We start from the raw sequence: 26,664 nt of genomic DNA, 5'->3' as shown, positions 1-26,664 counted from the left end.
TACAGCAGTTGCTGGTCCTGGTGGTGCAAGTTCTACAAAAGTATTCAAGGCTTCCGAAGATAAGATTCGCAGTTCCTCAGGAGACATTCTCACCTTCACATGGTAGGCAATTAAATACAGATAATTAATTGCTCGATTTCGATTCCAGAATTCCTACTTAACTCTCACTTGACGTCAACTGATTTTCCCTAGCTGTATGTCAATCAAAACAGTGAACCAGATTAACTTTCTGGAATCTTCCATTAACTTGAAGCCATAACACTACCAGGTTTGTTTATTTAGGCTATTCAATTAATCAGCTAGATATGGGGTGTTATAGGAGAAGAATTAATTACATTTCTACCCCATATCACTGATAGCTGACTATTTTTATTGATAATTAATTTTTCTAATGCTCTTATTGTAAAAAACTATATATACTACCAAAGACAAAGGTTGTACTTATGTCCAAACAGATTCAAATACAAAAAAACTCAGAATTATTCACTGATGTATCTGAACAAGAACAAGAGGCTATGTGTGGTGGACGTTCATCTTCTTCACTAAACCTGTATGATTTGGTCATACAAATGACAAATATTAGAAGTTTTGCAAGTAGCGAAGCCACTTTTTCAGATGGTACTAGTAGTGGTTCTTCTAGGCAACAAAGTGGATATACACTCTCGCAACTTTCCTTTGGATTTAGTGGAGGTGGATTTAACGGAGGTGGACGCCGCAAGCGTAAATCAAAGAGCTTGGGTGGTGCAGATTTCTTAAATATGTTGTTTGGGCTTCTGTCTGTGCTGTAGTCGAAGATTTGGTGTCTTAATAGTGCGGACACACTTTAACAATTCAAAATCACCGAAGATTGGAGTCTCCTCCTCAGACGCGCAAGGGACGGAGGAAACCTCCGCTCCAACTTCTCTCAAAATTCATAAGGTACGGCATTAAAGACAGTTACATAGGGGGATTTAAACCCCCTATGTAACTGAGACTACGTATAGACGTAGGGGTCTTAGACCCTTTAATTTACGATAAACTGTTTGATCATCTAATGGTAATTACTAGGAGTTGCTTATTGATTTACTCCTAATTTTGCAATTTCTAGGGATTATTACTGACTCTAAGTTAAAGCGTAATCTGATTGGTAAAGCTTAAATATTTCTACCTGGATTGTCAATGTGTATTTTTCGGAAATTAAGGTTGCATCATTGTGTAATTTTTTGTGCATATTGAGGCAATGAAACTGGCACAAACACTCAATGCACTAGCTATTTGCTGACCTTATAGTGTAACTAAAAGCAACGATTACACGTTTGCTTTCTTTAAGCCAATATCACACGGATGATAGGCGCTTTTTTTAATTAAGTGATAGAGAAATTAAGATAAGCTTTTTTCGTATATGAAATACGCTCATGTTTTACAACATAGTGAAGAAGATTGCGGCGCTGCTTGTCTCGCAGCTATAGCCAAACATTACGGACGCACTTTTACTCTAAATCGCATCCGTGAAGCTGTAGGAACAGGACAATCTGGGACGACTCTGTTAGGGCTGAAGCGGGGTGCAGAAACACTGGGTTTTAATGCTCGCCCAGTGAAAACCTCACCGGAACTCCTCAACAAGATAAAGGAAGCGCCCTTACCAGCAATTATTCATTGGGGAGGAAATCACTGGGTTGTTTTATACGGGAAGAAAGGGAACAAATGTGTTGTTGCTGATCCAGCGGTGGGCGTCCGTTACCTTTCCAAACAAGATTTAGCAGAGGGTTGTGCAGATTGGTTGATGCTGTTACTGGAACCAGATCCAGTACGCTTTTTTGCCCAACAAGACGAGCAAGTTGGTGGGTTTCTGCGTTTCTTCAAGCGGGTGTGGCTTTTTCGCGGAATCCTAGCGCAAGCATTACCCTTAAACCTGATTTTGGGACTGCTGTCTTTGGCTTCGCCTTTTCTGTTGCAAATCCTGACTGATGATGTGCTGGTTCGCGGTGATACTAAGCTGCTCACAACTGTGGCGATCGCCGTGGTTGTGATGAATTTTATCTCCAGCAGCCTTTCGTTTGTGCAGTCTAATTTAATCGCTCACTTTGCACAACGCTTGCAATTAGGGCTAGTCCTGGAATTTGGACGACAAATTTTGCACTTACCTCTTTCTTACTACGAAGCTCGTCGCAGTGGAGAAATCATTAGCCGACTACGAGATATTGACCAAATTAATCAGTTAGTTGCCCAAGTTATTGTTGGCTTACCCAGCCAATTTTTTATTGCGCTGATTTCTTTTGGTTTCATGGTTTTTTATAGCTGGAAACTCACTTTAGTTGCTGTAGTCATCGCTGTGGTGATGACAATATCTACTATAGTATTTCAACCAAGTTTGCAGCAAAAAACCCGTGAGCTTTTAGTAACAGAAGCAGAAACACAAGGTGTTTTAGTTGAAACCTTTAAAGGCGCACTCACCATTAAAACAACCACGGCAGCACCACAATTTTGGGATGAATTACAAAGCCGATTTAGTAAACTTGCTAACCTCACATTACGCACCATTCAGATTAGCATTATCAATCATACTTTCTCTAGTTTTATTTCCGGTATTGGTGGTATTGTTTTGCTTTGGTTTGGCGGTAATTTAGTCATTAACCCGTCGGAAAATCTCAGTATTGGACAGCTCCTTGCCTTTAGCTCGATGAATGGTAGTTTTCTCGGTTTAATTGGTAGTGTTATCAGTTTTGTCGATGAATTTACTCGTGCTAAAACGGCAACGCAACGCCTGACAGAAGTTATAGATGCCACTCCGGAAAATCAAGGTGATGGGAGAAAACCTTTTGCCAACATTCCTGGAGATACTGACATTATTTGTACAAATGTTAACTTTCATTATGCTGGCCGGATTGATTTATTAGAAGACTTTTCTTTAAGAATTCCTGGTGGTCAAGTTATTGCTCTCATTGGTAAATCTGGTTGTGGTAAAAGTACTTTAGCTAAACTTATTGCCGGCTTATATCCAATCCAATCAGGTAATATTCGGATTGGGCTTTATAATTTACAAGACCTTTCGCTTGATTGTCTGCGTCAGCAAGTGGTTCTCGTTCCGCAAGATGCTCACTTTTGGAGTCGTTCGATTATGGAAAACTTTCGCTTAGGAACACCTTATGTTTCTTTTGAGCAGATTGTGAGAGCTTGCCAAATTGCTGAGGCAGATGATTTTATTAGTAAACTTCCGGATAAATATCAAACTGTTTTGGGTGAATTTGGTGCGAATCTATCCGGCGGACAACGTCAACGACTAGCAATTGCAAGAGCGATCGTTACAGATCCACCAGTCCTGATTTTAGATGAGTCTACTTCTGGATTAGATCCAGTGAGCGAAGCCCAAGTTTTGGATCGGTTGTTTGAACATCGTCGCGGTAAAACTACGATTCTAATTACTCACCGTCCTAAAGTGATTAATCGCGCTGATTGGATTGTGTTGATAGAACAGGGTAAGTTGAAACTTCAAGGTTCTTTGAAAGAGTTACGCTCTAAACCAGGCGACCATTTGGACTTTTTAATTCCTTAGCAAGTGGTTCATAGTTAATTGCTAGTAGTTAGTGGAACAATAACTAACTACTAACAATGACTAAACAACTCATAACTAATTACTAATTATCAATTATGCTTTATACTCATCATCAAAAACTGCTTCCCTCGGTTGGTACTGAAGACTTTCTTCCTCCTATTAGCCGTTGGACATCTTTAGCTGGAATATTTCTCGTTGCCAATGTTGGTGCTGCGATCGCCCTTTCTTCATACATTAAATACAATGTCACTGTGAAAGCTCCCGCGACTGTGCGTCCAACAGGAGAAATCCGGCTCGTACAACCGTCCATGGAAGGAACTATTAAAAGTATCTTTGTTAAAACAAATCAGATTGTCAAAAAGGGTGATATCATCGCCCAATTGGATGATACGGAATTGCACATCAAAAATAGCCAATTGCAAGGCAATATCCAGGAAGGAAATTTACAACTAGCTCAAATTGATGCTCAAATCAAAGCTTTAGATACCCAAATTGAGGCTGAAAAGAGAGTTATAGAACGAACTGTCGCTTCTGCAAAAGCCGATTTGGCACGTAATCAACGTGAATATCAAGAGCAACAAATTAAAGCTCAAAGCGAAGTGCTAGCAGCAGAGGCAAATTTACAAAAATCTGAACTTGGTAGACAAAAAGCAAAGACTGATTTAGTGTTTGCTATTAAAGAACAAGACCGTTTTGAAGATCTCGTTAAAGAAGGCGTAATTGCTCAGCGTCAATTCGACGAAAAGCAACTTATTGTCTTGCAAACAAAAGCAGCCGTTGAGGCTGAACAAAAAGCTGTGGACATTGCCAAGGCAAATCTTCAAACGGCTAAAGCTGCACTCAATCCGAGTGGAGCAATAGTGGCGATCGCTCAAGAAAGAATTGCTCAAGAAACTGCTAAAGGAGAAGCTGGTGTCGCTGCTTTTATCAGAGAGAAAAAGGCTTTAATTCAGCGACAAATAGAAATGCGAAACCAAATCAGACAATCTCAAAAAGAAGTGGAGAAAAATAATCTTCAGAGGAAAAATAGCGTGATTCGTGCCACCAGTAATGGCGTTGTTCTCAAGCTGAACTTGCGAAATCCCGGTCAGGTGGTAAACCCGTCAGAAGCGATTGCTGAAATTGTGCCGCAGAATGCTCCTTTAGTCATTAAAGCAATGGTTCCTGCTACTGAAATTAAAAAGGTCGCCGTTGGTCAAACCGTGCAATTACGAGTTGACGCTTGTCCCTATCCTGACTATGGAACGCTCAAAGGTGTTGTTGGTGCTCTCTCTCCAGACGCGATCGCACCTCAAAGTAATAATACGGGTACCATTCCATCTGTTAGCTACTTTGAAGCAACAATTAAACCGGAACGTCTTTCCTTCGGAAATCATAATCGTAAATGCCTCATTCAACCCGGAATGGATGCCAAAGCTGACATTATTTCCAAAGAAGAAACAGCGCTTCAATTCATGCTTAGAAGGGCAAGATTAATATCAGATTTATAAGCACTCATTAATAATTACCAATTCATATAACAGTCCTATCTGCGAAGTGAAAATTACCTTGAAACAAACCGCCCTACGCCGTTCGCGTAGCGTGCGCTCTGCGCTCAGGCGCATGCCCGAAGGGCTTTAGACGCCTTAGACGCGCAGCGGCGTGCCGTAGGCTAGAACGCCAAGAAAAGAGACAACAGAGAGTTTTACAAATGATTTAGGATTGCTAGAGTTGATGATTTATATAGACAAGATTCCATCTCTTTGCTCCCATCTGTGGTTAATTATTCTTTTTCTTAATGAACGCAATAAGTCTTACATTTTCAGTGAATTGATTGATAAAAAATGAAAATTAGAGATGATATTGGGTGATTTATCATTTATTGCTAAAAAACGATAAATGACTTATCTGAGATTTTGCACCTGTTGCAATACTGAGGAGGCAAAGCCTCCAAACCCTCGTTACCAGGTTCAACCTGGTAACGAGATATTAGAGCCTCTGGCTCTTGTTGGGTGCAAGATCTGACTTATGACAAATCAATATATCAATGAAATGTGCAATAGCTGAATAACTAATTCTTAATGATTTTGTTCTCTATGCAGTATTGAGAAATAAAAGTGACGTATTATAACTATTATATTTCGCACAAAGATACAATGCCCTGCCTAGCCTTTCTTTATTATGCTAGGAAAATAAATAACATAACGATGTCTTGTGAGGCTAACATTGTGTACACCCATTATATTCTTAATTATCTACTTCGTCACCCTGATCCGGTTTCTAGCTTCTGAGCATACAACTCAAGAGGCATTACAGTGGTGGTCTTGTAGGGAATCTATAAAACTCTTTCAAGAAGCGGAGAAAATCCGAGACGGTTTGTTGCAAGAGTCTTTCGCAATTCGTCGTAGCCTAGAGATGTTAAGCGTAGATAACTTGGAGTTGTCGTTCAACAAAACTCAAGATTGCTTAAAACAAATTGATCAGTTCCATCAATATTTAGTGCAATTAAGCGATCGCTTATTTCCAGCATACCTTCAAGATAGCTTGCCTTTAGCTATTCACTGCCTCTTAGAACCTTGGAGAACATCTCATCCACACCTATATTTTCATATTGATATGCCACCTTGTTGGCGACAGGAGTCAGTTGGATGCAGTTTGACAGTTGTCAGAGCTTTAGAGGAGTTACTAAGAATAACTTTGCCAGAAGTTTTAACCCCAATATCAATTGATATCAGTTTAGAAGAACAGCAAAATATAGGTCAGCTGATCGTGCGAATGACTTATCCTGATACCCATACACTTATTTCTTATTCTAGTCTACCTGAATTAAAATTTCTTTGTAAAACTTTTAAAATCTTAACATCCGGCAAATGCTTTTACCGTATCAAAAATCTCAGCATAGTCTGGTACTTTTGCTGGAAGTAAGTTATAACTTGTAGTCTACAAACTAAATATAACGTGAGTTAGATGTATCCTGATTTGACCCCTCTCCAAACCTCTCCCCTATAAGGGGAGAGGCTTAAAACTCTGATTTTTACGTTGCTCCTCCCTCTCCTTCTAGGAGAGGGAGGTTGGGTGGGAGAGGTCTGTCGAACTCACGTTAAATATAATTGATGAATTAAACATCAGACGATTTCTGATCTTGTTTTTTAGTATATAATTATACAAATGTTTTCGTTGACGAGGTATAACAAATGAGACAAACTTTATCAGGGAAGGCATTGCTGAAAATTTTGGTTATTGATGACCACGAATCAGTTTTAGGTGGAACCATAGATGTCCTGCGAAAACAATACCCAGATGCGGAACTCATCACTGCTCTAACTGCTAAGAATGCTCTCAATCAAGTGATGAATTCGCAGCCCGACCTCGTGGTTATGGACCTTTCCATTCCTGAGAATACTGGGATGATGGCACGACCTGATACGGGCGTTCAACTTCTCAGGACTTTCATGAAGGAGTTCCCCAACTTGAATATTGTTGTCCAAAGCGCTCATGTCAGAACAATAGTACGCATTAGACCTGACATTGATGCTCATAAAGGAGGCTTCACTGTTGCGGATAAAAGTCTTTCTAGTCAAGAAATGTTAACGAGAGTTGATTGGGCATTGCAGGGATTAACTCATACCAAAGATATAAAAGGAATTCATTCTGGATTGGAGGTGAAACCAGAGTGGCTAAGGGTGCTAAGTCTAGCTTTTGAGGAAGGATTACAAGATAAGGCGATCGCAGAGCGAATGTGTGTCTCTGAAAGGATGGTGCGCCATTACTGGAGTAAACTGCAAGACGCTTTAAACGTTTATCCTGACGATGGAAAAAATATCCGAATTCAAACAGAAATGATAGCCAGGGAAGAAGGGTTAATAGATTAGTTGTGAGTTCAAAGTTATCAATAAGGATAAACTCATGATATATGACCAAGAAAGAACTCAGGAATCAGAACTCAGAAGTCAGAATATTAAACGCGTTTTCTCGTCACGAATTAAGAGTAGAGACGCCCATAGAGGGCGTCTCTACTAAGTATTGATCTTATGCCCCCGAATTCATTGCCTACGGCACGGACTTCGTCCTACGTGGAGACAAAGAAAGTTTTTCCTTCTCCAATCTCCCGGATTCTATCCGTGGGGATATTCTGATTACTGAGTTCTGTGTTCTGCGTTCTTCTTAAGAATTTTATAGAGATTGAAATTGTAAAAAATATTGAATTGGAAATCAAAATAGATTTTTAGAATTTAAATCAATACGGTTCAGTTAAGAGAATTGATCTACCGTCAACCTTTGTAGAACTTTCGGACGCAACGTCTCTAGACACTGGAAATTCATATTGTTCAGCCCTAACTGAACTGTATTGGAATTTAAATAGGTCGGCACAAATATACATTTTTTGTTTGTAGTAAGCGCTTTAGCGCTAAAGCGCTTACTACAAGCGTTTCACGTCAATTTACATTTCTTTACATAAGTTTGTTTAATCACGCCGACCTACTTACAATAGAATTTTTACAAAAAAACCTGCTCAATTCACACTTCTAATGCAGCCTGGAATTTGGAAAATAATTAAAGATGAAATTGCCATTTGGCGTGTGGGTGCATTACCAGGCATTGCAGTGATTGGACTAGTGATTGTAGCCCGTCTCACTGGTTCTATGCAATCTTTAGAGTGGCTAGCTTTTGATAGTTTTGTTCGTCTACGTTCAAGTGAACGTATCGATGAACGCATCCTGATTGTAGGAATTGACGAAAAGGATATCCGCAATGTCGGAAAGTATCCTATTCCAGATAAAGAAATTGTAGCGCTTGTCAGAAAATTACAAACCTACAAGCCTCGGGTGATTGGTATTGATATTTTTAGAGATTTACCTGTTGAGCCTGGTCATCGTGAACTTGTGGCTGCATTTAAGGATATCAAAAATTTAATTGCTATTGAAAAAGTCTTGCCTGAGCAAGTTGCGCCACCACCAGCATTACCACCCGAACAAGTTGGTTTTGCAGACCAAATTACGGATAATGATGGCAAATTGCGACGTAGCTTGCTAGCAACACCAACGGCTAAAGAATACAAGCTCTCTTTATCGCTATCTCTAGCAAGTGCTTATCTGGCTCATAAAGGTATAACCTTAGAAAACGGTATTCGCGACTCGGCTGCTATGAGGTTCGGAAATACCGAACTACCTCGGTTTTTGGCAAGCACTGGGGGTTACGTGCAAGCCAATGATGGTGGAGTTCAAGTACTACTCAATTTTCGTAGTGGTCGAGAACGATTTAGAACGATTACTCTTAATGATATTAAAACGGGAAATTTTCAACCTGAGTGGATACGCGATCGCATCGTGATTATCGGGATCATAGCCCCAAGCATCAAAGACTGGATAACGACTTCCGCAATTCCATCTACCAAAACCGCACCAGGGCGAGTTTATGGAGTGGAAATTCAGGCACATGCCATTTCTCAAATCATCAGTGCTGTGCTTGACAAACGACCACTTTTACATTCTTGGTCAGAAGGGTGGGAATATGTATGGATTATAGGCTGGGGTATTTTGGGAATTGGTTTTGCCAGACTCACTAAATTCCCGTTGATCAATCTTTTGGCTGTTTTCGTTGCTAGCAATTGTCTTGTCGCCCTGAGTTATTTGTTCCTCGTGACATGGGGTTTGTGGGTTCCAGTAACACCAGCAATGCTCGTTTTAGTTTTGAATGGTATAGGCATGACCGCCTTATATCAATACGACCAAGCTTGGCGTTCTAGAATTAACGCTCGCCAAACCGTGATTGAACGCACATTTGAAACGATTCACAACGGACCATTGCAAACCCTTGCTAAAGCTTTAAAGCGTGTCAGAGACAGAGATTTACCAGCGAACGAATTAATTGGCGAACTTGAAAAAGAACTTGAAAAATTGAATCATGAACTGAGGGGAATTTATGAATTTCTGCAACAAGAACCTCTGATGCAAGATAATTGTCTTTATTTAGGAAAAGGTCTAGTCCTAAATTTACAAGACCCCATTCATGAACTTCTTTATCAAGTTTATAACCATACCTTAGAGCGGGACTTTTCCTGTTTTAAAACACTCAGAGTGAAAATCCGTACATTTGAGCCTATAGATAATCGACATTTAAATACAGAACAAAAGCTAGGACTGTGTCGATTTCTGGAAGAAGCTTTGTGTAACGTCGGTAAACACGCCACAGGAGTCACAAAGCTAGAAGTCACCTGTACGACTTATGAAGGCTGGTACACTTTGAGCATTATAGATGATGGCTTAGGCATTAACTCATTTAAAGAAGGTCACGGAACGCAGCAGTTTAGGTCATTGGCGCGACAACTTAAAGGGAAATTTAGGCGATCGCCTCTTTCTCCTAAAGGCACTCTTTGCGAGTTATCTTGGCCCATAGCCAAATTGTACTTTTGGTAATTGTTACCCTGGGAAAATGAGCCTTAATATCTTTACAATTTCGCCTTTTTATCAAGATTCTATTTCCCCTCTGGAATTGACATAACTGCATGAGAAGATATTAATAGTAAAACGTTAGTGATTGAATAGTTAACCGGCCTAATTAAAGTTATGTAAATTCCACTATATACAAATATTAAACAATATTTTAATAGGAAATTTCTACGTAATTTCCTCTAGATTGAAAAGTAAGGGAATTCGTAGAAAACCCGCTTTGAATTTTTAAGATTTTACTGTTGTTTTTTTAGTGCAATGCCGGAGAGGATATGAAGATGACTCAGAGAGAGTGGCTCTTGCACAAACTTTTTAATGCCAAATTTTTAACAAGTTGTGTTTTGACCATTACACTTTTGTTTACTCAAGCGGCGCAAGCTGCATACAAACCACCCCGCACTCAAAAGCCGCCCAGTGGTTATACGGACTCCTCAGGTGTTAGAGGGGGGTGCCAAGCAAACGGTGTGCGCCCAGTCATTTTACTTGCCCCTGTGACACACGTCGGTCAAACGACTTCGCTTCACCCAACGTTTGCTTGGTTTGTACCTCACTCACAACAGATCCCTATGGAATTCACACTCTACGAGTTTGATACAAACGACCAACCAAGCAAGCTCGCTTACAAGCAACAGTTGCAAAGCTCACCAGGGATTATGACACTATCCTTACCACAGCAGGGACAAGGTTTAACTGTCGGTAAAAAATATCTTTGGCAATTGGAAAGTTTGTGCAACCGTAACCGTCCCTCGCGCAATTTACTTGTTCGCGCAGAGATGGAGGTTGTACCAACGCCATCAAATTTGAAAATTGCGCTTTCTGAGCAGCTTGAATCCTCCGAAAGAGTTAACTTATATGCTGAAGCAGGTATGTGGTACGACGCTTTAAGCGAAGCTCTAGCCTCCGCTAATAATAAACAACAGGCAAAAGTTGCAGCAAGTTTGTTAGAAGATCTCGCCAAATCAGAACACCCATTACTAGATGAGGATTTGTCTAGCATTGCTCTGAGTGATTGATCATGGGGACAAAGCCAAAAGTTACAACACTAATGTTGAAGTCATTGTTTGAGTGAAATGAGCTAAACTCCAGTTAAAAGGGCTAGTACCGCTGCGCGGAAGTCAAAAGTCACGCATTCAAAAGTCAAAAATCTTACAACTTTACTATCTCTAATTCTGGTGGTAGTGGAAAGCCAAAATTTTCATGATAATGAGGAAATTTAATTGAGAAAAGGCATAAAGGTTGATTTCGATAAAAAGCGGTTAAATAAAACACTCGAATAACAAAATCCTCTTTGTCACCTTCCTCTGATATAGAAAAATTGCCAGGAAAAATCTCGTCAAAGTAAATTTCAAAATGTTTGGCGGTTGCCAAAAAATACTTTCCAATGATTTTAGCAGCATTATCATAAGCTGGGTTGGGAATAGATTTTCTGTAATGACTTTCGTCAAATCCCGCTTGTAAAAGAAAATCAAAAAAATCATGAAATAACTTGTATTCTTGGCTGCTATTAAAATCTTCCCAACCTTTTCTTAAACTCTCGTAGAGTTTTGGATATATCTTAAAAGCTAGCTGATCTAACTGCTCTACTATTTCTTCTTTTACTCCTAAAATAGAAGCCATTTGCCGAATTTTTGCCTTTTCCTTTTCATGATATTCTCCATCAGCAGCGCAAACTCTAATTGCAGTGAGAAGTATATCCCTTTGTGCTATGGATACCTGAGGAGAGCGAGCAATGACTTCTTCTATAGCTTCATCCGCCTCATATGTTTTTAGCTCTTCAATCACCCAGTCTTCTACTCCCCAAGATGCACAGAATCCAACAGCCCAGTCTTTTTCTTCGCTCGAGAGAACTCCATCTGCTTTAGCGCAACATAAAACTGATTTCATATAAATGGAACTATCCTCATTTGTAGGAATCTGGTTAAAACCAAAGAACCAATTAAGTATCCACGATTGACCAACTTTTTTGATGTCAGACATAAGTTTTTATTTCTAGCTGCTAATTGGCTGTGAGCTTTTTGAGTATCATTTTTTAATCCTCTTATCATCGTTTGTAAAATGCAAGGACAGTTAAGACACTTAAGCAATTTACATGAATAAATTTTTTAAAATTATCTAACTTCAAGAATGAAAATGCAAGGTCAGATAAGACAGTTAAGACAGTTAACTAGACAGATAAGACAGTTAACTAGACAGATAAGACAGTTAAGACAGATAAGACAGTTAAGACAGATAAGACAGTTAAGACAGTTAAGACAGTTAAGACAGTTAACTATAGGATTCCTATTTAATTTTTGAAATACACGTAGGGTGTGTCTTGCTCACCAAAACCCAGATAGAACCTAGATACTGTTCCTTAAACAACCACAAAGTGCCTAAATTATTGCTAGCTTCTTTCTCTTGAATGTGAGTAGCCATTTTGTTCTCTGGAATGAGTTATTTTTGTAAATTACAAGTCTAATTATTGCATGCATAGATATTATTTGAAAAAAATATTTTAACTGTCATAATTGCAAAAATAAACTATGGATATTTAATTCAAAACCCATAGTTTAGTAACACTAATTAAGCGTATTTATCGATGGAAATGCATAATTTTACAGAAATCGAGGTGCAATGCACTCCGAGCCAAGGTACTTTCTCAAGTAGGGCGAGAAAACCTCATAAATCAGCGTTAGAGGTTGTCCTTGATGCCAAAATAGGTAGTAACGTCCCCAAAAAGGTCCTGTGTGACTAAAAGCTGACTCTAAAAAAGCTGATTTACCGTAGTGAATTCCCCAAATTTCTCGATACAACTCTGTACGTTGACCGGTTCGCAGTTTTTGAATTGGTAAAAGTTTGCCAAAAATGTATAGTGGGTATGCATCACACCTTTAGGCATACCAGTAGTGCCACTAGAGTACAGCAAGGCTATCAAATCTTCTCGTGGATTGATTTGTACGGATGGTACTTCCCCTTCACCTTCTAAAAGTACAGAAAATGAAGTAGCACAATCTGCCTCCCCAAACACAAACACTTGCTCTACCTTTGACTGACGGGCTGCTTCTAATGCTTGAGTTACAAGCTCAGGTATTGTGACCAGATATTTTGCACCAGCATCATTAAGTTGGTATGCAAGCTCTTCTGCTGTATAGGATGGGTTTACTGTGGTGATAACCCCGCCCAAAGTTGCCACGGCATGGAAGGCGATCGCATATTCGGGAAGATTCGGGCTGTAAATCGCCAAAACATCACCCTTTGAGAAGCCACGCGCCGCTAAGCTAGCAGCAACTCGACCGATGAACTCTGCTAGTTGTCCATAAGTCACTATGCGGTCAGTCAGCCCTTCAATGAGAACTGGTTTCTGGGCTAATTCTACTGCTCGTTGCAATACAAATTCTGTCAGTGGCTGCTCGGAGATAGCAATATCAGGATATGGACTGCGAAAGATCATGGAATTCCTTATGAAATACAACAGGGAAAGATATTGAACACTGGTTCAGGCAGGGCAAACGCCAGCGCCTCATTAACAAGACTCTGTTCTCAATAGGGTCTGAAAAAATCGCATTAAGCAACGCTTATTGACGTAAAATTGTGTTCGATTTTTACTTTACTTTTATAAGTAAGTAAAATGCTGAGCGCGATAAATCTGATTTGAGCGTTCAATACATAAATCAGACTTTTCGTCAATCACCTATCAACCAAATTTAGATGCCTTTGCCCTGGTGGTGTATAACTTTTTGGTTCATAGGTATCGATAAACTGTCGCTGACAGACTTGGCACAAGTAGTTCTGTTTTCCTTTGCGCTGTCCATTTTTGCTAACTGTGGTTGAACCGCATTCAGGACATTGCATCATATTTCTATTGTCTCATATCTTGCACCTATCCGTATAACCCAGGGCTTAGTCAAAAGCAGCGCAATAAAGTTACATCACTTTTCTGAGCTTTTATCGGTTAAATAAGGGCTTCAGGCTTAGTACTGAGTGTGAGAATAACATCAATTTTTCTTGGTGCAAGATGTCAGTTGTGCAACGCTACAATTGTAGATAGTTGTTTTTTAAAGTAAGCGCGGTAAAGTTCGCAACGAGGAGAAATGCGCGAGCCTTCATAGCAGATCAATCCCAAGCAATCGAGCTTGTAAGCCTCAATCGGATTCAGATAAACACTTTCGGATGCTGCTACAACTTTAGTATATGCCTCTATCAAACTGGGGTTCTCTTGCAGCGTTGTCCACTGTCGCAATAAATGAGAGCGATAAATGCCGCCGTTGGCGATCGCGTCCTCTACGAGTTCTTCTAGGGTCATGCCTTGATAGGTCAGATAATATAGGCTAATCTGAATCAGTGCGGGATGTCCGCCCACTAGAGACATCAATTGGGTAGCCTCTTTACCAGAATTCCAGCTTAACCCGTGCCTCTGGGCTAATTCCTTTACTTGTTGCTCAGTAAAGTCGCTCAGGTACAACGGTAACCCAATGTGAAATGGAGAACAGTTGATATCTAGGGAAGCATACACTTCTGTGGAGTAAACCACCACTAGTCTCAGTTTCTGCCAGTTAGTATTCACTCGTGCTTCCTCGTACCATGAGCGTAACAGAGGAAAAAACTCTTGAGCAATTTGAGGATATTCAAAAAAGCGGTCAAACTGCTCTAACACCAGAACTATTGGACGTTTGATTTGCTCCAGTAAGTAGTTTTTCCAGTAGAAATTACAATTCAACTTACTGTCAATTTCACTATCCCAGTAGGCATCCAAATTGGGAGCAATGCCTAATTCTTTTGCCACTCGCCAGCAAAAATGACGGAAAAATAGGTTTAAGTCACTCAAGAATAGCGCATCGATTTGATTGCAATCTAGTTTTACTGTGTAATACTCCTGCTGTTGAGCAAAAGCACAAAGCCGCAGCACTAGAGAACTTTTACCCATCTGTGTTGGAGCGCAAATCCGAATCACACAGCCTGGTTGAGTTATTTCTTGATAGCCCAGTTTCTCAACGGGTGGTCGTTCAATATACAGCACAGAATCGAGGGGAACTAAGCCATCTGGGTACAAACAACAACCTCTAAACTTGTCATGCTGTTCATTAGCAAAGGTGTCTTTCCCTATTGATTGCAATGCATATATCTCTTTTGTGTCCGAATTATATGATAAGGCTTCAGTGGTTTCATCCTCATCCATCTCCTTACTGATGGTGTAATCCTTTGTGCATATTTCTAGGTCAAAGGCACTAAAGCATAGTTTGAGCGTTCGCCGATCCACACTTGCATTCAAAGACCATAACCGACTCAGGGTTTTCATTGATACGTTCATGCGTGCGCTTAATTCTTGCAAGGTGAATCGCTCGCCGTTGTTCTGGTTTATCTCCACTGCTTCAATTGCCGTTTGTAACCGCTTTAGTCCAACAGAAGTCAAGAAAACTCCCCTTCTTCGTCTAGTTCTAGATTGTTTCATCTCGCTCACTATACAATTTACTCTAAGGAAATTGTGTCTTTCCATCTTGGAGCTATCCCTATTACTAAGGATGTCTAAAAGACGGAAATACTATTTTGTTATTTGATGTCAATTCACCCAGCCTCACTGAGTCAACACTTTTTCATCTAAAAATCTCCGGGAGTGTGGAAACCTTGTGTCTTTAGACCAAGGAGGAAACACGACGGCCGCGTTATTTTTAGCCGTCAAATGCCTTTAGATACCATTACCGCCTTGGGGTTACTTGAATCGGTGTACTTTTGTGATGTACTTTCAATGGGACAGTTACCATTTCAACTCGTTCACCCCAACGGGAGAGCCAGTTCCCTACGGCGGGAAACCCGCCTTCTCCTAGCGGAGACGCTGCGCGAACAGGACTGGACTCACCTGTACGCATAACGGTTTTGCACTCGATGTGCCTTCCCAAAAGGGAGTAAAGTTAGCCTTGACAAAGTTATTGGTCGGTACTTTCGCTTGCGACACTGGCTTAACCCTCTAAACCTGTTTAATCGTCCGGTTTCAGAGTCCGGAACTGGCTGCGCATTCTGGAGTGAGAACTTGAACACTTACCAATAACGTAGTACGCTTCGGTACTGAGTCGGGTCAACTAATCCTATTGGCTTGAGGCGCTTAAGCCCCTAGCATGGACGGCAGGGGTGTTGACCGTGCTGGAATTATTTTTTGTTAGCCTTTTAAAAGGTACCTCTGCACGCGGCGAGATATTTTCGGCTCGGCGACTAACAATTCTCTCAACCTGCTTTGAGGCGATTGCGCAAAGTGCAGTGCCAGAGGCGATCGCACTTCCGTTAGGGGAGTAGAAAATTGGCTTGCGGATACAGTCATTTTGTTCCTCCAAATTCTTTTTCCAAAAACCTTAAGCTCAGGCTATCAATGAAAAATAAGGAACTAATAGGGACGCTAAAATTTTTTCGATTGGGCGGCGATCGCTCAAACAAAAAATTCATTCTCAGCCTGCAATGTCCATCCGAGGGCGCGAGCGATCGCTCCTGGTAAAGTCACTGGATTAAAGGGCTTAGCAATTGCCTTAACCACACCAAGTGAGTAAAGTTTTTGTGAGGTAAACCAAGCCGCTCTCACGCTCAAGAAGATAACTGGAATAGCTTTGGTTAAAGGGTTTTCCTGGAGTCTATGCAGAAAGGTGATGGCATCCATACCCGGCATGGAAACGTCAAGAAGGATCGCATCAGGACGTTCTATCGCTAGCTGTTTCAGCCCGGCTTGAGCCGAGGCGACAGTTATAACATTCCACCCTGCTAGGTCGCTTAAACAGACTTGTACGAGTTCTCGAATAGTTGCTTCATCATCAATAAGCAATATCTTCTTGGTTGTCATTCTTAGATTGCTTCAAGCAGATTGAAGGAATTGATTTATTGAGATTAAACCAAGAAGATAAGAAACTGATAAGAATATCAGCCAGTACGGTTCAGATAAGACCAGAACCCTTATCAGGAACACAATGTTGAACTCTCGGATGGCGCGTCTCTACACTCGGATGGCGCGTCTCTACACACGTGATTTTTTACACATCAACCTTAACTGAACCGTATTGGAATATCAGCTACACTACTCAATCCAACCTAGCATTTGGGCTATTTGTTCGCAAATGAGCGTTGGATCGAAGGGTTTTGTAATAATTCCGGCTATATCTAATTGAGCAAAGCGGCTGCGCTCGTTTGGTAATACTTTGGCTGTTAGCAAAATCACCGGAATCATTTGAGTTGTTGGGTTGGCTCTGAGTTGCTGGTAGAATTGCAAGCCATCCATGTCAGGCATCGATACGTCGAGGAGAATCATATCAACAGCATACTCCTGGGCTTTGTCGAGTCCTTCATGACCGGATTGGGCAGCGATCGCCTCCCACCCTCCCAAATCCTCCAAGCAGGTGCAGGCAAGTTCTCGCAGCGATTCTTCATCATCGATCACAAGGATGCGTTTGCTCATGATTCTCTAATCATTCCTGCTGGTGGTATTGGCAAGGTGAAATAAAACGTGCTACCTTCACCGAAGGTACTCTCTACCCAAATATTACCATCGTGCTGTTGGACAATACTTTGACAAATCGCCAAGCCTAAACCAGTTCCTCCCTTGGCGCGAGCATCAGAGACATCAACCTGCTGGAAGCGTTCAAAAATCTTTTCTAGTTTGTCGGCGGGAATGCCTCTGCCTTGGTCTTTGACTTGAAACAGAACTGAGTCGGTCTGTGGTTGGGCAGACAAGATAATAACCGAGTTCGGGGGAGAAAACTTGATGGCGTTGCTCAACAAATTGGTCAGGGTTTGGATGATCGAGTCGGGGGAAGCCCACACGCGAGCTGTGGTGGGAGTGATCGAGAGTGTAATGGCGGCTGCAATAGCGATTGACTGTACCCCTTCAACTGCTCGTTGCATTAAATCTTCTGCCTGACACACTTCCCTGACAAGCTGCACTCGCCCCGAAGACAAGCGCTCCAAGTCAAGGATATCATTCACCAAACGCACGAGGCGATCGCTGTTCGTTAAAGCTTGCTGAATCATCCGCTTGGCTTTTTCGGGTTTGTTGTCGTAGATACCAGTATTGAGCAGCCCTAAAAATCCTTGGATGGCTGTGAGCGGGGTGCGAAGTTCATGGCTAACGATGGAAATGAATTCATTTTTCATCTGCTCAATAGCGTGCTGTTCGGTGATATCTTGGATCTGGGCGACGTAGTACAAAGGTTCGTTCTGGGAATTTCGTACCAGCGAGACGCTCGTTAGTCCCCAAGCGATGCGTCCTCGATTGCACAAGTAGCGCAACTCGACTTGAGCATTGCGATTCTCGTTAGTCAGGACTTGCTCGATGCAGTGCTGAAGCTGATTAACATCTTCTGGGTGAATTAGCTTAGATGCGTTCAGGGTTAGAGTCTCTGATTCGGAGTAGCCAAGCATTTCACCTAGCATCGGATTGATAGAGAGCCAGCGATCATCCAATCCCAGCAGCGCCATGCCAATGGGGGCATCATGAAACGCATGGCGAAACCGCTCTTCACTTTCACGCAGAGCTAACTCAGCTTGTTTGATATGGGTAATATTTGTTACGCGCACTAGATGGATGAGTTGATTAGCAATCGAAACGCCCTTAGCAGCCAGGTTGCCCCAAAAGAGATTTCCTTTTCGGGTTACGTATTCCATTTCCCGACTCCAGCAGCCTTTTTGGTCAATTTCCGCAGTGATTTCGCCCAGTTCGTCCGAGGTAAATGGACGAACCTGAAGTATATGCCCTCTGATGCCAATCAGTTCGGCTTTACTATCTGCTTCAAACAGTTCTACTGCTCGATGATTGCAGTCAATGATCAGCAATGTTTCAGGATCGACCAGAAACAGAGCATCGGCAGATTCGTTGTAAATCGTCTCGCGCAGGTCTTTTTGCTGTTGCAGTTCTAATTCTGCCCGTTTGCGCTCCGTAATATCAAGTATCGTTCCGAAGAATTTAATCACCTCTTTTTGCTCGTTCACGACAGTCTCGCATCTTCGAGAAACGTGCCGAACTTCACCATTAGGGCGTACAATCCGAAAATCCAATTCCTCGCCTCTCCCAGTCCGCATCATTTGCGCGTAACTCTGTTGCACTAATGCTCGGTCATCCGGATGAATTTGCTGGATGTATTGTTCGTAGGTTGGTTCGCTTTGAGTTGGATCAAGACCAAAAATGCGAAATTGTTCTTCCGACCAGGTAATTTTCTGTGTCATGACATCAAATTCCCAGCTTCCGACATGGGCAACTCGTTGAGCGGCTTTTAAAGTCGCTTCACTCTCTTGTAAAGCGGCTGTCCTTTGACCAACTTGCTTTTCTAAAGTACGATTGTAGTCAGTTAAAATCTGCTGAGCATGTTTGCGTTCTGTGATATCTTGAATTGTAGTAATCGCATAGGCAAGGTAACCCTTTTCATCAAAGACGGGTGTTCCTCGACTCTCGACGGGAATAATCCTATCCGGTTGGTGGATTTCTATATCATCCGCGATCGCCTGCTCGCCGTTCAACGCTCGCAGGATTGGTAGTTGGTCGCTTGGGTATTGCCGAGATGTTCCCGCGACATAAAGTTGATAAACTTCTCCCAATTGTTCGCCTGTAGCTGACGGCGCGACTCCTTGACCCAATAATTCCACAGCCATTCGATTGGCATAGCACGGTCTACCGTGAGCATCCAGCACTCCGATGCCTATGGGTATTGCCTCTAGAAATTGAGTCAGCCTCGTCTCATTTTCACGCACTTCGGCATAAAGGTTGGCATTTTCAATTGAAATTGCTGCCTGGGTCGATAACAGTTTCAAGATTTCCAATCTATCTGGCGTAAAAGCCCCAGTTGTCAGATTATTTTCCAGGTACAAAATACCTACCAGTTTGCCTTGATTTCGCAGGGGCGCACACAAAATTGATTTCGGTTGCTGTTTAACAATGTAAGGAGTACGCATGAAATTGCCTTCACCAGAAGCATCATTCAAAACAACGCTTTCTTGGGTACGGATAACGTAATTGACGATCGCATCACACAGCATTGGGGTATGACTGCTGCCACCGAGTGTTTCAACGGGGATGGATGGTAAAATTTTGAATTCATTATTCTCAACTGTTCCTGATGCCGAAATCACCCATTGCCCATTGTTGTTCCCTGGCTCAAGCTGCGATCGCAAAATCAGATAACCTTTCTGTGCCCCTGCATTTTCCAGGACAATTTTCATCATCTTTTCTAACAGGGTACTTAGCACAATTTCACCCGACAGGGTTTGTGAGGCTTTGAGAACGCTGCTCAAATCGAGTTCAGTAGATGTTTTCGATCCACTGCTTAAAATTGCATTACTGTAAGGCTTGATGCCCTCGCTTGAAGCTGTTTTGGGAAAAAATTGGGGATAGCGTTGTTCTAAATCCTTAACCTTTGCTGTTGCTCCCCAGCGTGTGTAGGTGTAATGAGCCTCTTGCATATAAGTTTGGGCAAACTTCAACCTACCACGCGCTAAATAAAACTTGGCAGCTAACTCATAAGCTAAAGCTTCTTCCTGGATATATTCGTTTTCCCTTGCTCCTTGAATCGCTTGTTCGTAAAACTCCTCGGCTTCAAAAAATTGACCCAAGACTCGTGCTTTCTCTGCCTCGACTAGATAAAATTTATGCAGATAATTCATCGGGGCATGATGTGCCCATTTCTGCATTTTCTCTTGATTTCCATGAACCCGATTGAGCCAAGTTTCTTTTTCGGAGTTTGAAGCCTCGACAAATGCGATCAAATGTGCTAAAGAATCATAGAAATGCAGTAAACCAGTAACTAGCATTGTAGCTAATCCTTCTAGATACTGTTTAGCGAGTACTGCATTATGGACGGCTTGCCGAGTGTCACCAAATAGATAACATAATATGAGTTTATTTAAGTAAAAAAATAAAAGTTCTATTCTATTATTGGCTTTGAGAGCAAGTGGCAGGCTTTGCTCCTCGTTGTAAGCATCACCCAATAACTGGATGGGATTTTCAGTTTGATCCAACAAGTTGAGGACTGTTTGTCGAAAGATTGCCGTCCAATTAAAAGATGCTTCCTGCTTGATTCGAGCGATCGCTTTACTATAAGTTGCTATCCGTTGTTCTAGCTGGGTAAGTTCGTGACCTAAAAAGTATAAATGTTCACACACATAACAGGCGCAATAGCCAGCATATTCAAAATCGCCGATTTCAACTCCCTTTTGATAGCCCTCAATCAAAATTGATATTGTTTCCTTGAAATGCTCTTTCCAGTGCATTGAGTGGGCACCAAATCCCAAGCATATTTTAGCTTTTACTTTCTGAGCATTTAACCGTTCTCCCAACCTTAAAGAGAGTTTGCCAAATTTATAAGCTGACTCAATGTCTTGGAGTATTCCACACAGAACTACTGTGTATTGACCATAAGCAAATGCTGATAATTCTGTATTGCCATATTTGATAGATAAATTAATTTTTGATAATGCAATCAGTAAGAAAAGATTAGGAACCGCTATAAACGAAGCCGATGCTATACTCGATAGGACAAGCATCGCTGCTAGCTTTTCGGGTTCGGTCATCTTTGGTAGGTTAATTAATTCTTCGATTTCCTGCCCAGCCAAAAGTGAAGCTGTTTCCTCCATTCCTCTTTGAATATCTAACTGGCTCGGTTCTTCTGGTAATATCACCCCTAACAGATTCAGCGCTTGCAGTCCAATCTTAACGGCTTCTTTCAGATTGCCCTGTGACACAGAGGCTTGAATTTTGACATCATAAACTTTGACTTTGTGCAGCACTGTTTTGGCATGGTTTAACACGACTAGAGCCAATTGCTCCATCGTGATAAAATCCCCGTTGAGGTACGCCGCCTCTGCTGCTTCTTCGTACAAAGCTAAGGTTAAGTCATACTCGCTGTGCCAACTATCTGCACTCAAAAGTTTTAGCCCGACATTCAAATACTCAACTGCCGCGCCATAAGCCGTTGCTGCTTTGGCTTTATGACCAGCCATCAAATTGAGTTTAGCTATTTCATTTCGCTCGTGTTGATGGGTTAGTAATTCAACCCCAAGATTGAAATGATCGACAATTTCAAATAATTCATCTGATAAGGCATCGGCTGAGGTATTTTGTAACAGCAGGCGAGCTATTTGTAAGTTAAGAATTGTTTTTTGTCCATCATCCATCAACGCATAAGCCGCTTGTTGTACCCGGTCATGCAGAAATTTATAATTTTGAATGAATAGGTTTTCATCTAACTCAGATGTAGATAGGATTAACCCGGATTGAACTGCCGTCAGTAAGTCAGAAAAAACTTCACTTCTTGATTTTTCACAAATGATAGAAAGGGTTTTTAAGTCAAATTCTGCACCAACACAAGCCGCTAAACACAAAACCTCCTGTGTGGATTCTGGCAATTTTTTTAACTGACCAATCATCAACTCCACCACATTGTCAGTGATATTCGTTGCCTGAATTTGAGCTAAGTTCCATTGCCAAGCATTGCGTTCAAAATCAAAGGTAAGCAGATTGTCGGCGTGCAGTGTTTTCAAAAATTGATTAACAAAGAAAGGATTACCGTCAGTTTTACGCGCCACCAGTTCTGCCAAGGGTCTGACGGATGCCGTATCACTATGCAATGTATCAGCTATTAACTGGCTGATAGACTCACTCTGTAAAGGAGCTAAGGTAATAAAATTGACAGTTGCTCCGACATGACGCAACCTATCAACAGTCATCATCAATGGATGGGTGGAGCCGACTTCATTATCTCGATACGCTCCAATCAGAAACAGATATCGTGTATCCGCATCCGTCATCATGAGGTCTATCAACTTGAGACTGGCGGAGTCTGCCCACTGCAAATCATCCAAAAAGATGACTAAAGGATGCTCTTTTATACAAAATGTCTGGATGAAGTTTTGGAAAACGAGATTAAAGCGATTTTGCGACTCAGCAGCGCCTAACTCAGGGACGGACAGCTGTTTGCCGACAATCAGTTCCACTTCCGGAAGTACATCAATAATCACCTGACCATTAGAACCCAAAGCACATCGAAGTTTTTCTCGCCATTGCTCAAGCTGTGCTTCAGTTTCAGTTAACAGTTGCTGTACCAATCCGGCGAACGCGCTCACAATGGCTGAGTAAGGAATATTTCGCTTAAACTGGTCAAATTTACCAGTTAGGAAATAACCGCGTTTTTCAGTAATGGGTTTATAAATCTCTTGTACTAAGGCTGATTTTCCGACACCGGAATACCCGGCAACGAGCATCATTTCACTACTCAGGGTAACTCGCTCAAACGCTCTGAGTAAAGTTTCAACTTCCGCTTCACGTCCATAGAGTTTTTGGGGGATTTGAAACTTGTCGGAAATATCAGTAGAACCGAGGGGAAACGGTTCAATGTTGCCAGTTGTCTGTAACTGGTGAAGGCATTTTTCTAAATCAGCTTTTAGTCCCCAAGCACTTTGGTATCGTTCTTCTGCCGTTTTCCCCATCAATTTCATCACAATATCTGAAACTGCCTTGGGAATGGCTGTACCGCCCTTCCCCCCTAGCTGATGCGGTGGAATGGGGTGTTGGGCGATATGACAATGCACTAACTCCAGGGCATCATTCGTTTCAAACGGTAGTTTTCCCGTCAGCAGTTCGTAGAAGGTCACACCGAGAGAGTAAAAGTCCGTGCGGTAATCAAGACTTCGGTTCATTCGTCCGGTCTGTTCCGGCGATATGTAGGCTAAAGTGCCTTCTAAAACATTGGGATTTTTCAGAGTCGGATTAGAGCGGGTGATGAGAGTGGAAATGCCAAAGTCAATAATTTTGAGTTGTCCAGTTTCTGGGTTCAGGACGATATTAGAGGGGTTAATGTCTTTATGGATGACATGGTCGCTGTGAATGCTGCCCAAAATCTCAGCCGTTTTGATGCCTAGCTTGAGAAATTCTGGTAGGGGAAAGGTATGTTTTGCGCCTACAGGGGCATTCATCAATAGATTTAAGGATGTTGCGCCAAAATCCTCAAGGATGATAACTAGAGTTCTCTCTACTGGTTCTAAGCCATAAGCCTTAATCGCACCATCTACATTCAAATTGCGAGTGATTTCATATTCCTGCTTATATCGAATCAGTTCAGAGGGTGTAGGATAGTCCTCTTTCAGAACTTTGAGAATAACTGCTTTGTTACCTTTCTCTCGGATACCTCGATAAACCAGAGAATTGGCACTTTCGTAGATTTGAGTAAGCAGCTGGTAGCCTGCAATGGTAATCATTATTAAGTGACGTGGAGATCAAGGTGTTGTGCTAGTGGAAGGGCATTGCTCACTTGATGCATCCTATTGATAGCCAAGCTCCTGCACCGCCTGTTGTCCATACAGCCAAGATAGATAACCCACAATTCCTACAGAGCCAGTTATTAGCAGCAGAAAGGGAACGGTGAGAGCGAGGCGTAGAGGAACCTTCGGGTTATGGCGTTGGCGTAGCCTCTTTCCAACAAGATTGGGAAGTATCACTCAAGTAAAAGTTCCTGAAGTTCCAATCCTCCACTTTAGGGTTCTTAGTTCTTGCTGTAAGCGGGAGCGATCAATGCGACTGATGACACGGGTCACTAACTCCGGTCCCACCACGGGCTTGCCGATAAAATCATCGGCTCCCGCCGCAAACACTTGCTGAATCGATTCTAAATCTGTATGAGCAGTAACAACCAGTACCGGCAAATTCCCCCAGTTTGCATCTTGACGCACTACGCGGCACAAGTCAATGCCACTGTATGTTGGCATTTCCAAGTCGATAACCAGTATATCAGGCAATGTGGCAATTAGCACCTCCCAAAATTGTTGAGGGTCTTGCAAGGTCTTCACCCTTAACCCCCAAGGTTGCAGCAGATTGCTCAATAGCTCCAGCGCTACCGGATCGTCGTCTAAAATCATCACTTTGGCTTGGGGGGCTTGAGATTGAGGCAGGACTTGAGCGATCGCCTCAAATACTTCGGCAGCGGCGACTGGCTTGTGCAGAAATCGGTGTGCTCCCAAACGAGAAACAGCAACTCGCTGTGTTAGATTGTCTTGCTCACCTATCACCAAAATTGGCGTGGTGGGAAGCTGCTCCTTGAGTTTTTGCAGCTTTTTTAAACTGTTTTCAAGCGGATCTTGCTTATTGAGATTGAGCAAAACAGCGTTGGGAGATTGAGAAATCTGCTTTTGAGCGATGCAAGAGAGCGCAGTGCCAGAGGCAATCGCCCAATTGGGAGCAACTTCAATCCGCACTCCCCAATTCGTCGCCTCGGTTTTCAGTTGATTGGTCAAGGATTCATCATCGATGACCAGCACCAGAGGAATCTGAGTTGGCTCAAGCTGTTCTTCGGTTAGTGGCGTGGGAGGTTTGCTGAGCGCCTCTTTGAGTTCGGTAACAAGTTTTGAGAGTTGGGAAGCTTCCTTTGCCGCTAAAGGCTTGTCGCCCATCAGGAGATGTTCAATCGCCTGCGTTAACTTCGATCCCGTCTCGTAGCCAAACGATCCTAGCGTCCCTGTCAGCTTGTGTGCTTCGTCGCTTGCACGGTGGCGGAGTTCGGGCTGTAATTTCCCGAAGCGCAAGGCAAGTTCTACTTGCTCTAGCAAAATCACTCGTTCGGCAAACGTATCTTTGTAACGTTCTATGACTTTGTTGACTGAAGCAAGACCCATTTGACGTTTTCCTTTCCCTGCTTTTCCAAGTCTGTGTGTCTGTTCGCCCTGTTCACTAGACAACACACCCTTTGCTCCCTCACTCTTGGGTGGAGCCTTAAGTCGATAGCCCAAGCCATAGACGGTTTCGAGTAGATCGGCAAACATTCCCGCGCCCTTTAGCTTTTGCCGCAAGTCTTTAATCAGATTCGTGACAGTTCCTTCGCTAGGTATGGCATCAATTGACCAGAGGCGATCAATGATGTCACAGCGGCTAAAGACACGTTGCGGATTACGCAAGAACAGCCCCAGCAGGCTATATTCCTTGGGGGTTAGAGATATAAGTTGCCCTTTGTAAGTGACTTCTGCCGAGACGGGATTGACGCAAAGATTCTCCCAAGTCAGTACTGTAGGCACTAGCTCGGTCTGTCCTCTACGCAGCAACGCCCGCATCCGTGCTAGCAACTCAGACAACTCGTAGGGTTTGGTGAGATAATCGTCTGCGCCCGCATCTAATCCCTTGACCACATCAGCACTCTGATCTTTGGCGGTGAGTAAGAGAATCGGTGTTTGAACTCCCTGAGCGCGAAGTTGACGGCAAAGGCTAATCCCATCGAGTTTGGGAATCAGCAGATCCAACAAGATCAAGTCAAAATTACATGATGTTGCTAATGCCAACCCATTTTCACCATCCGTTGCTAGTTCAACCGTGTAGTACTGAACCGTGAGAACCTCATAAAGCACTGCTGCCGTTGGGCGATCGTCCTCTACCAGCAGAATTTTCACAATTTTAACAAATGTACATATCAGTTTTATAGATTGATATTATCAGTTTCAGTAGATTTATGATATGTACCGCAATTCAATTGAATGAAGTAATTATTTATCTGTGTCCATCTGTACGGCAGTTGCTATCTCCTGCGGAGACGCTGCGCGAACAACGGGGGGAACCCCAACGCCAATCGCCTGCTGTCGGGAAACCCTCCTGCAGCGCTGGCTCCGCAACACACGCAAGAGTCCATCTGTGGTTCATTATTTCTTTGTGTACCTTACTCCGGGTTCTTACCGCTATAGTTAACGTTCGCCTAATAGGAAGCCTGAAATCTTGCACCATTCTCAAAACTC

Annotated in this window: 18 protein-coding genes and 1 pseudogene; 8 read left to right on the top strand and 11 right to left on the bottom strand. The window is 42.3% G+C overall.

Going from position 1 to position 26,664, the window contains the following annotated elements:
• Positions 1-443: 443 nt before the first annotated feature.
• The 7 genes from ACM0OZ_RS31855 to ACM0OZ_RS31825 all read left to right on the top strand — a co-directional run bounded on the left by ACM0OZ_RS31855 (position 444) and on the right by ACM0OZ_RS31825 (position 10,973).
• Entirely contained in the window at positions 444-788 is a 345-nt protein-coding gene (locus tag ACM0OZ_RS31855) for a hypothetical protein (protein WP_414586835.1), read from the top strand.
• Between the two features lie 593 nt (positions 789-1,381).
• Entirely contained in the window at positions 1,382-3,532 is a 2,151-nt protein-coding gene (locus ACM0OZ_RS31850) for a peptidase domain-containing ABC transporter (protein ID WP_414586833.1), read from the top strand.
• A 95-nt stretch (positions 3,533-3,627) separates the two neighbouring features.
• Positions 3,628-5,022 carry an HlyD family secretion protein gene (locus ACM0OZ_RS31845; RefSeq protein ID WP_414586832.1) on the top strand — a complete coding sequence of 465 codons (1,395 nt, stop codon included), beginning with the start codon at positions 3,628-3,630 and terminating at the stop codon, positions 5,020-5,022.
• 715 nt (positions 5,023-5,737) lie between these two features.
• Positions 5,738-6,436 carry a hypothetical protein gene (locus tag ACM0OZ_RS31840; RefSeq protein WP_414586831.1) on the top strand — a complete coding sequence of 233 codons (699 nt, stop codon included), beginning with the start codon at positions 5,738-5,740 and terminating at the stop codon, positions 6,434-6,436.
• A gap of 269 nt (positions 6,437-6,705) precedes the next feature.
• Positions 6,706-7,383: a response regulator gene (locus ACM0OZ_RS31835; RefSeq protein WP_414586830.1), complete on the top strand. Its 678-nt coding sequence runs from the start codon at positions 6,706-6,708 to the stop codon at positions 7,381-7,383.
• A 657-nt stretch (positions 7,384-8,040) separates the two neighbouring features.
• Positions 8,041-9,927, top strand: coding sequence for a CHASE2 domain-containing protein (locus ACM0OZ_RS31830; protein ID WP_414586829.1), 1,887 nt, complete (start codon positions 8,041-8,043; stop codon positions 9,925-9,927).
• 311 nt (positions 9,928-10,238) lie between these two features.
• On the top strand, positions 10,239-10,973 hold the full coding sequence (locus ACM0OZ_RS31825) for a DUF928 domain-containing protein (protein WP_414586828.1): 735 nt from the start codon (positions 10,239-10,241) through the stop codon (positions 10,971-10,973).
• 133 nt (positions 10,974-11,106) lie between these two features.
• On the opposite strand, the gene ACM0OZ_RS31820 is transcribed toward ACM0OZ_RS31825, so the two are convergent.
• The 5 genes and pseudogenes from ACM0OZ_RS31820 to ACM0OZ_RS31800 all read right to left on the bottom strand — a co-directional run bounded on the left by ACM0OZ_RS31820 (position 11,107) and on the right by ACM0OZ_RS31800 (position 15,349).
• Entirely contained in the window at positions 11,107-11,937 is an 831-nt protein-coding gene (locus ACM0OZ_RS31820) for a TerB family tellurite resistance protein (RefSeq protein WP_414586827.1), read from the bottom strand.
• Positions 11,938-12,554: 617 nt separating this feature from the next.
• A pseudogene (locus ACM0OZ_RS31815) lies at positions 12,555-12,809 on the bottom strand (chorismate pyruvate-lyase family protein); the annotation flags it as partial.
• The gene (locus tag ACM0OZ_RS31810; protein ID WP_414586826.1) at positions 12,704-13,390 is read right to left on the bottom strand and encodes an AMP-binding protein; all 687 of its coding nucleotides are present in this window, start codon (positions 13,388-13,390) and stop codon (positions 12,704-12,706) included. The gene ACM0OZ_RS31810 and the pseudogene ACM0OZ_RS31815, both read right to left, overlap by 106 nt.
• A gap of 236 nt (positions 13,391-13,626) precedes the next feature.
• A complete protein-coding gene (locus ACM0OZ_RS31805; protein WP_414586825.1) occupies positions 13,627-13,794 on the bottom strand; it encodes a transposase-like zinc-binding domain-containing protein in 168 nt (55 codons plus the stop codon).
• Between the two features lie 163 nt (positions 13,795-13,957).
• Positions 13,958-15,349, bottom strand: coding sequence for an AAA-like domain-containing protein (locus tag ACM0OZ_RS31800; RefSeq protein WP_414586824.1), 1,392 nt, complete (start codon positions 15,347-15,349; stop codon positions 13,958-13,960).
• Positions 15,350-15,616: 267 nt separating this feature from the next.
• On the opposite strand from ACM0OZ_RS31800, the gene ACM0OZ_RS31795 reads away from it, so the two are divergent.
• Positions 15,617-15,805, top strand: a complete 189-nt coding sequence (locus ACM0OZ_RS31795; RefSeq protein ID WP_414581817.1) for a hypothetical protein — start codon at positions 15,617-15,619, stop codon at positions 15,803-15,805.
• A gap of 285 nt (positions 15,806-16,090) precedes the next feature.
• Here the strand turns inward: ACM0OZ_RS31795 and ACM0OZ_RS31790 are convergent, their stop codons facing one another.
• The 6 genes from ACM0OZ_RS31790 to ACM0OZ_RS31765 all read right to left on the bottom strand — a co-directional run bounded on the left by ACM0OZ_RS31790 (position 16,091) and on the right by ACM0OZ_RS31765 (position 26,325).
• A complete protein-coding gene (locus ACM0OZ_RS31790) occupies positions 16,091-16,249 on the bottom strand; it encodes a hypothetical protein (protein ID WP_414586823.1) in 159 nt (52 codons plus the stop codon).
• 105 nt (positions 16,250-16,354) lie between these two features.
• Complete coding sequence (locus tag ACM0OZ_RS31785) at positions 16,355-16,759, bottom strand: response regulator (protein ID WP_414586822.1); 405 nt, start codon at positions 16,757-16,759, stop codon at positions 16,355-16,357.
• 231 nt (positions 16,760-16,990) lie between these two features.
• Positions 16,991-17,368, bottom strand: coding sequence for a response regulator (locus ACM0OZ_RS31780; RefSeq protein WP_414586821.1), 378 nt, complete (start codon positions 17,366-17,368; stop codon positions 16,991-16,993).
• Complete coding sequence (locus ACM0OZ_RS31775) at positions 17,365-24,150, bottom strand: PAS domain S-box protein (RefSeq protein WP_414586820.1); 6,786 nt, start codon at positions 24,148-24,150, stop codon at positions 17,365-17,367. Before ACM0OZ_RS31775 ends, ACM0OZ_RS31780 begins: the two co-directional genes overlap by 4 nt.
• Positions 24,151-24,213: 63 nt before the next feature.
• A complete protein-coding gene (locus ACM0OZ_RS31770; RefSeq protein ID WP_414586819.1) occupies positions 24,214-24,390 on the bottom strand; it encodes a hypothetical protein in 177 nt (58 codons plus the stop codon).
• On the bottom strand, positions 24,391-26,325 hold the full coding sequence (locus ACM0OZ_RS31765) for a response regulator (protein WP_414586818.1): 1,935 nt from the start codon (positions 26,323-26,325) through the stop codon (positions 24,391-24,393). It lies immediately after the preceding gene.
• Positions 26,326-26,664 lie beyond the last annotated feature (339 nt).

It is taken from the genome of Scytonema sp. PCC 10023 (assembly GCF_963920835.1).
GTDB lineage: Bacteria > Cyanobacteriota > Cyanobacteriia > Cyanobacteriales > Nostocaceae > Kalymmatonema.
This window is presented reverse-complemented; position numbering and strand designations above follow the sequence as displayed.

Coding starts and splice junctions, on each gene's coding strand:
- ACM0OZ_RS31850 (WP_414586833.1), top strand. CDS start 1,382: ATGAAATACGCTCATGTTTTACAACATAGTGAAGAAGATTGCGGCGCT.
- ACM0OZ_RS31825 (WP_414586828.1), top strand. CDS start 10,239: ATGACTCAGAGAGAGTGGCTCTTGCACAAACTTTTTAATGCCAAATTT.
- ACM0OZ_RS31805 (WP_414586825.1), bottom strand. CDS start 13,794: ATGATGCAATGTCCTGAATGCGGTTCAACCACAGTTAGCAAAAATGGA.
- ACM0OZ_RS31830 (WP_414586829.1), top strand. CDS start 8,041: ATGCAGCCTGGAATTTGGAAAATAATTAAAGATGAAATTGCCATTTGG.
- ACM0OZ_RS31820 (WP_414586827.1), bottom strand. CDS start 11,937: ATGTCTGACATCAAAAAAGTTGGTCAATCGTGGATACTTAATTGGTTC.
- ACM0OZ_RS31855 (WP_414586835.1), top strand. CDS start 444: ATGTCCAAACAGATTCAAATACAAAAAAACTCAGAATTATTCACTGAT.
- ACM0OZ_RS31775 (WP_414586820.1), bottom strand. CDS start 24,150: ATGATTACCATTGCAGGCTACCAGCTGCTTACTCAAATCTACGAAAGT.
- ACM0OZ_RS31810 (WP_414586826.1), bottom strand. CDS start 13,390: ATGATCTTTCGCAGTCCATATCCTGATATTGCTATCTCCGAGCAGCCA.
- ACM0OZ_RS31785 (WP_414586822.1), bottom strand. CDS start 16,759: ATGACAACCAAGAAGATATTGCTTATTGATGATGAAGCAACTATTCGA.
- ACM0OZ_RS31780 (WP_414586821.1), bottom strand. CDS start 17,368: ATGAGCAAACGCATCCTTGTGATCGATGATGAAGAATCGCTGCGAGAA.
- ACM0OZ_RS31790 (WP_414586823.1), bottom strand. CDS start 16,249: ATGACTGTATCCGCAAGCCAATTTTCTACTCCCCTAACGGAAGTGCGA.
- ACM0OZ_RS31845 (WP_414586832.1), top strand. CDS start 3,628: ATGCTTTATACTCATCATCAAAAACTGCTTCCCTCGGTTGGTACTGAA.
- ACM0OZ_RS31835 (WP_414586830.1), top strand. CDS start 6,706: ATGAGACAAACTTTATCAGGGAAGGCATTGCTGAAAATTTTGGTTATT.
- ACM0OZ_RS31795 (WP_414581817.1), top strand. CDS start 15,617: ATGCCTTTAGATACCATTACCGCCTTGGGGTTACTTGAATCGGTGTAC.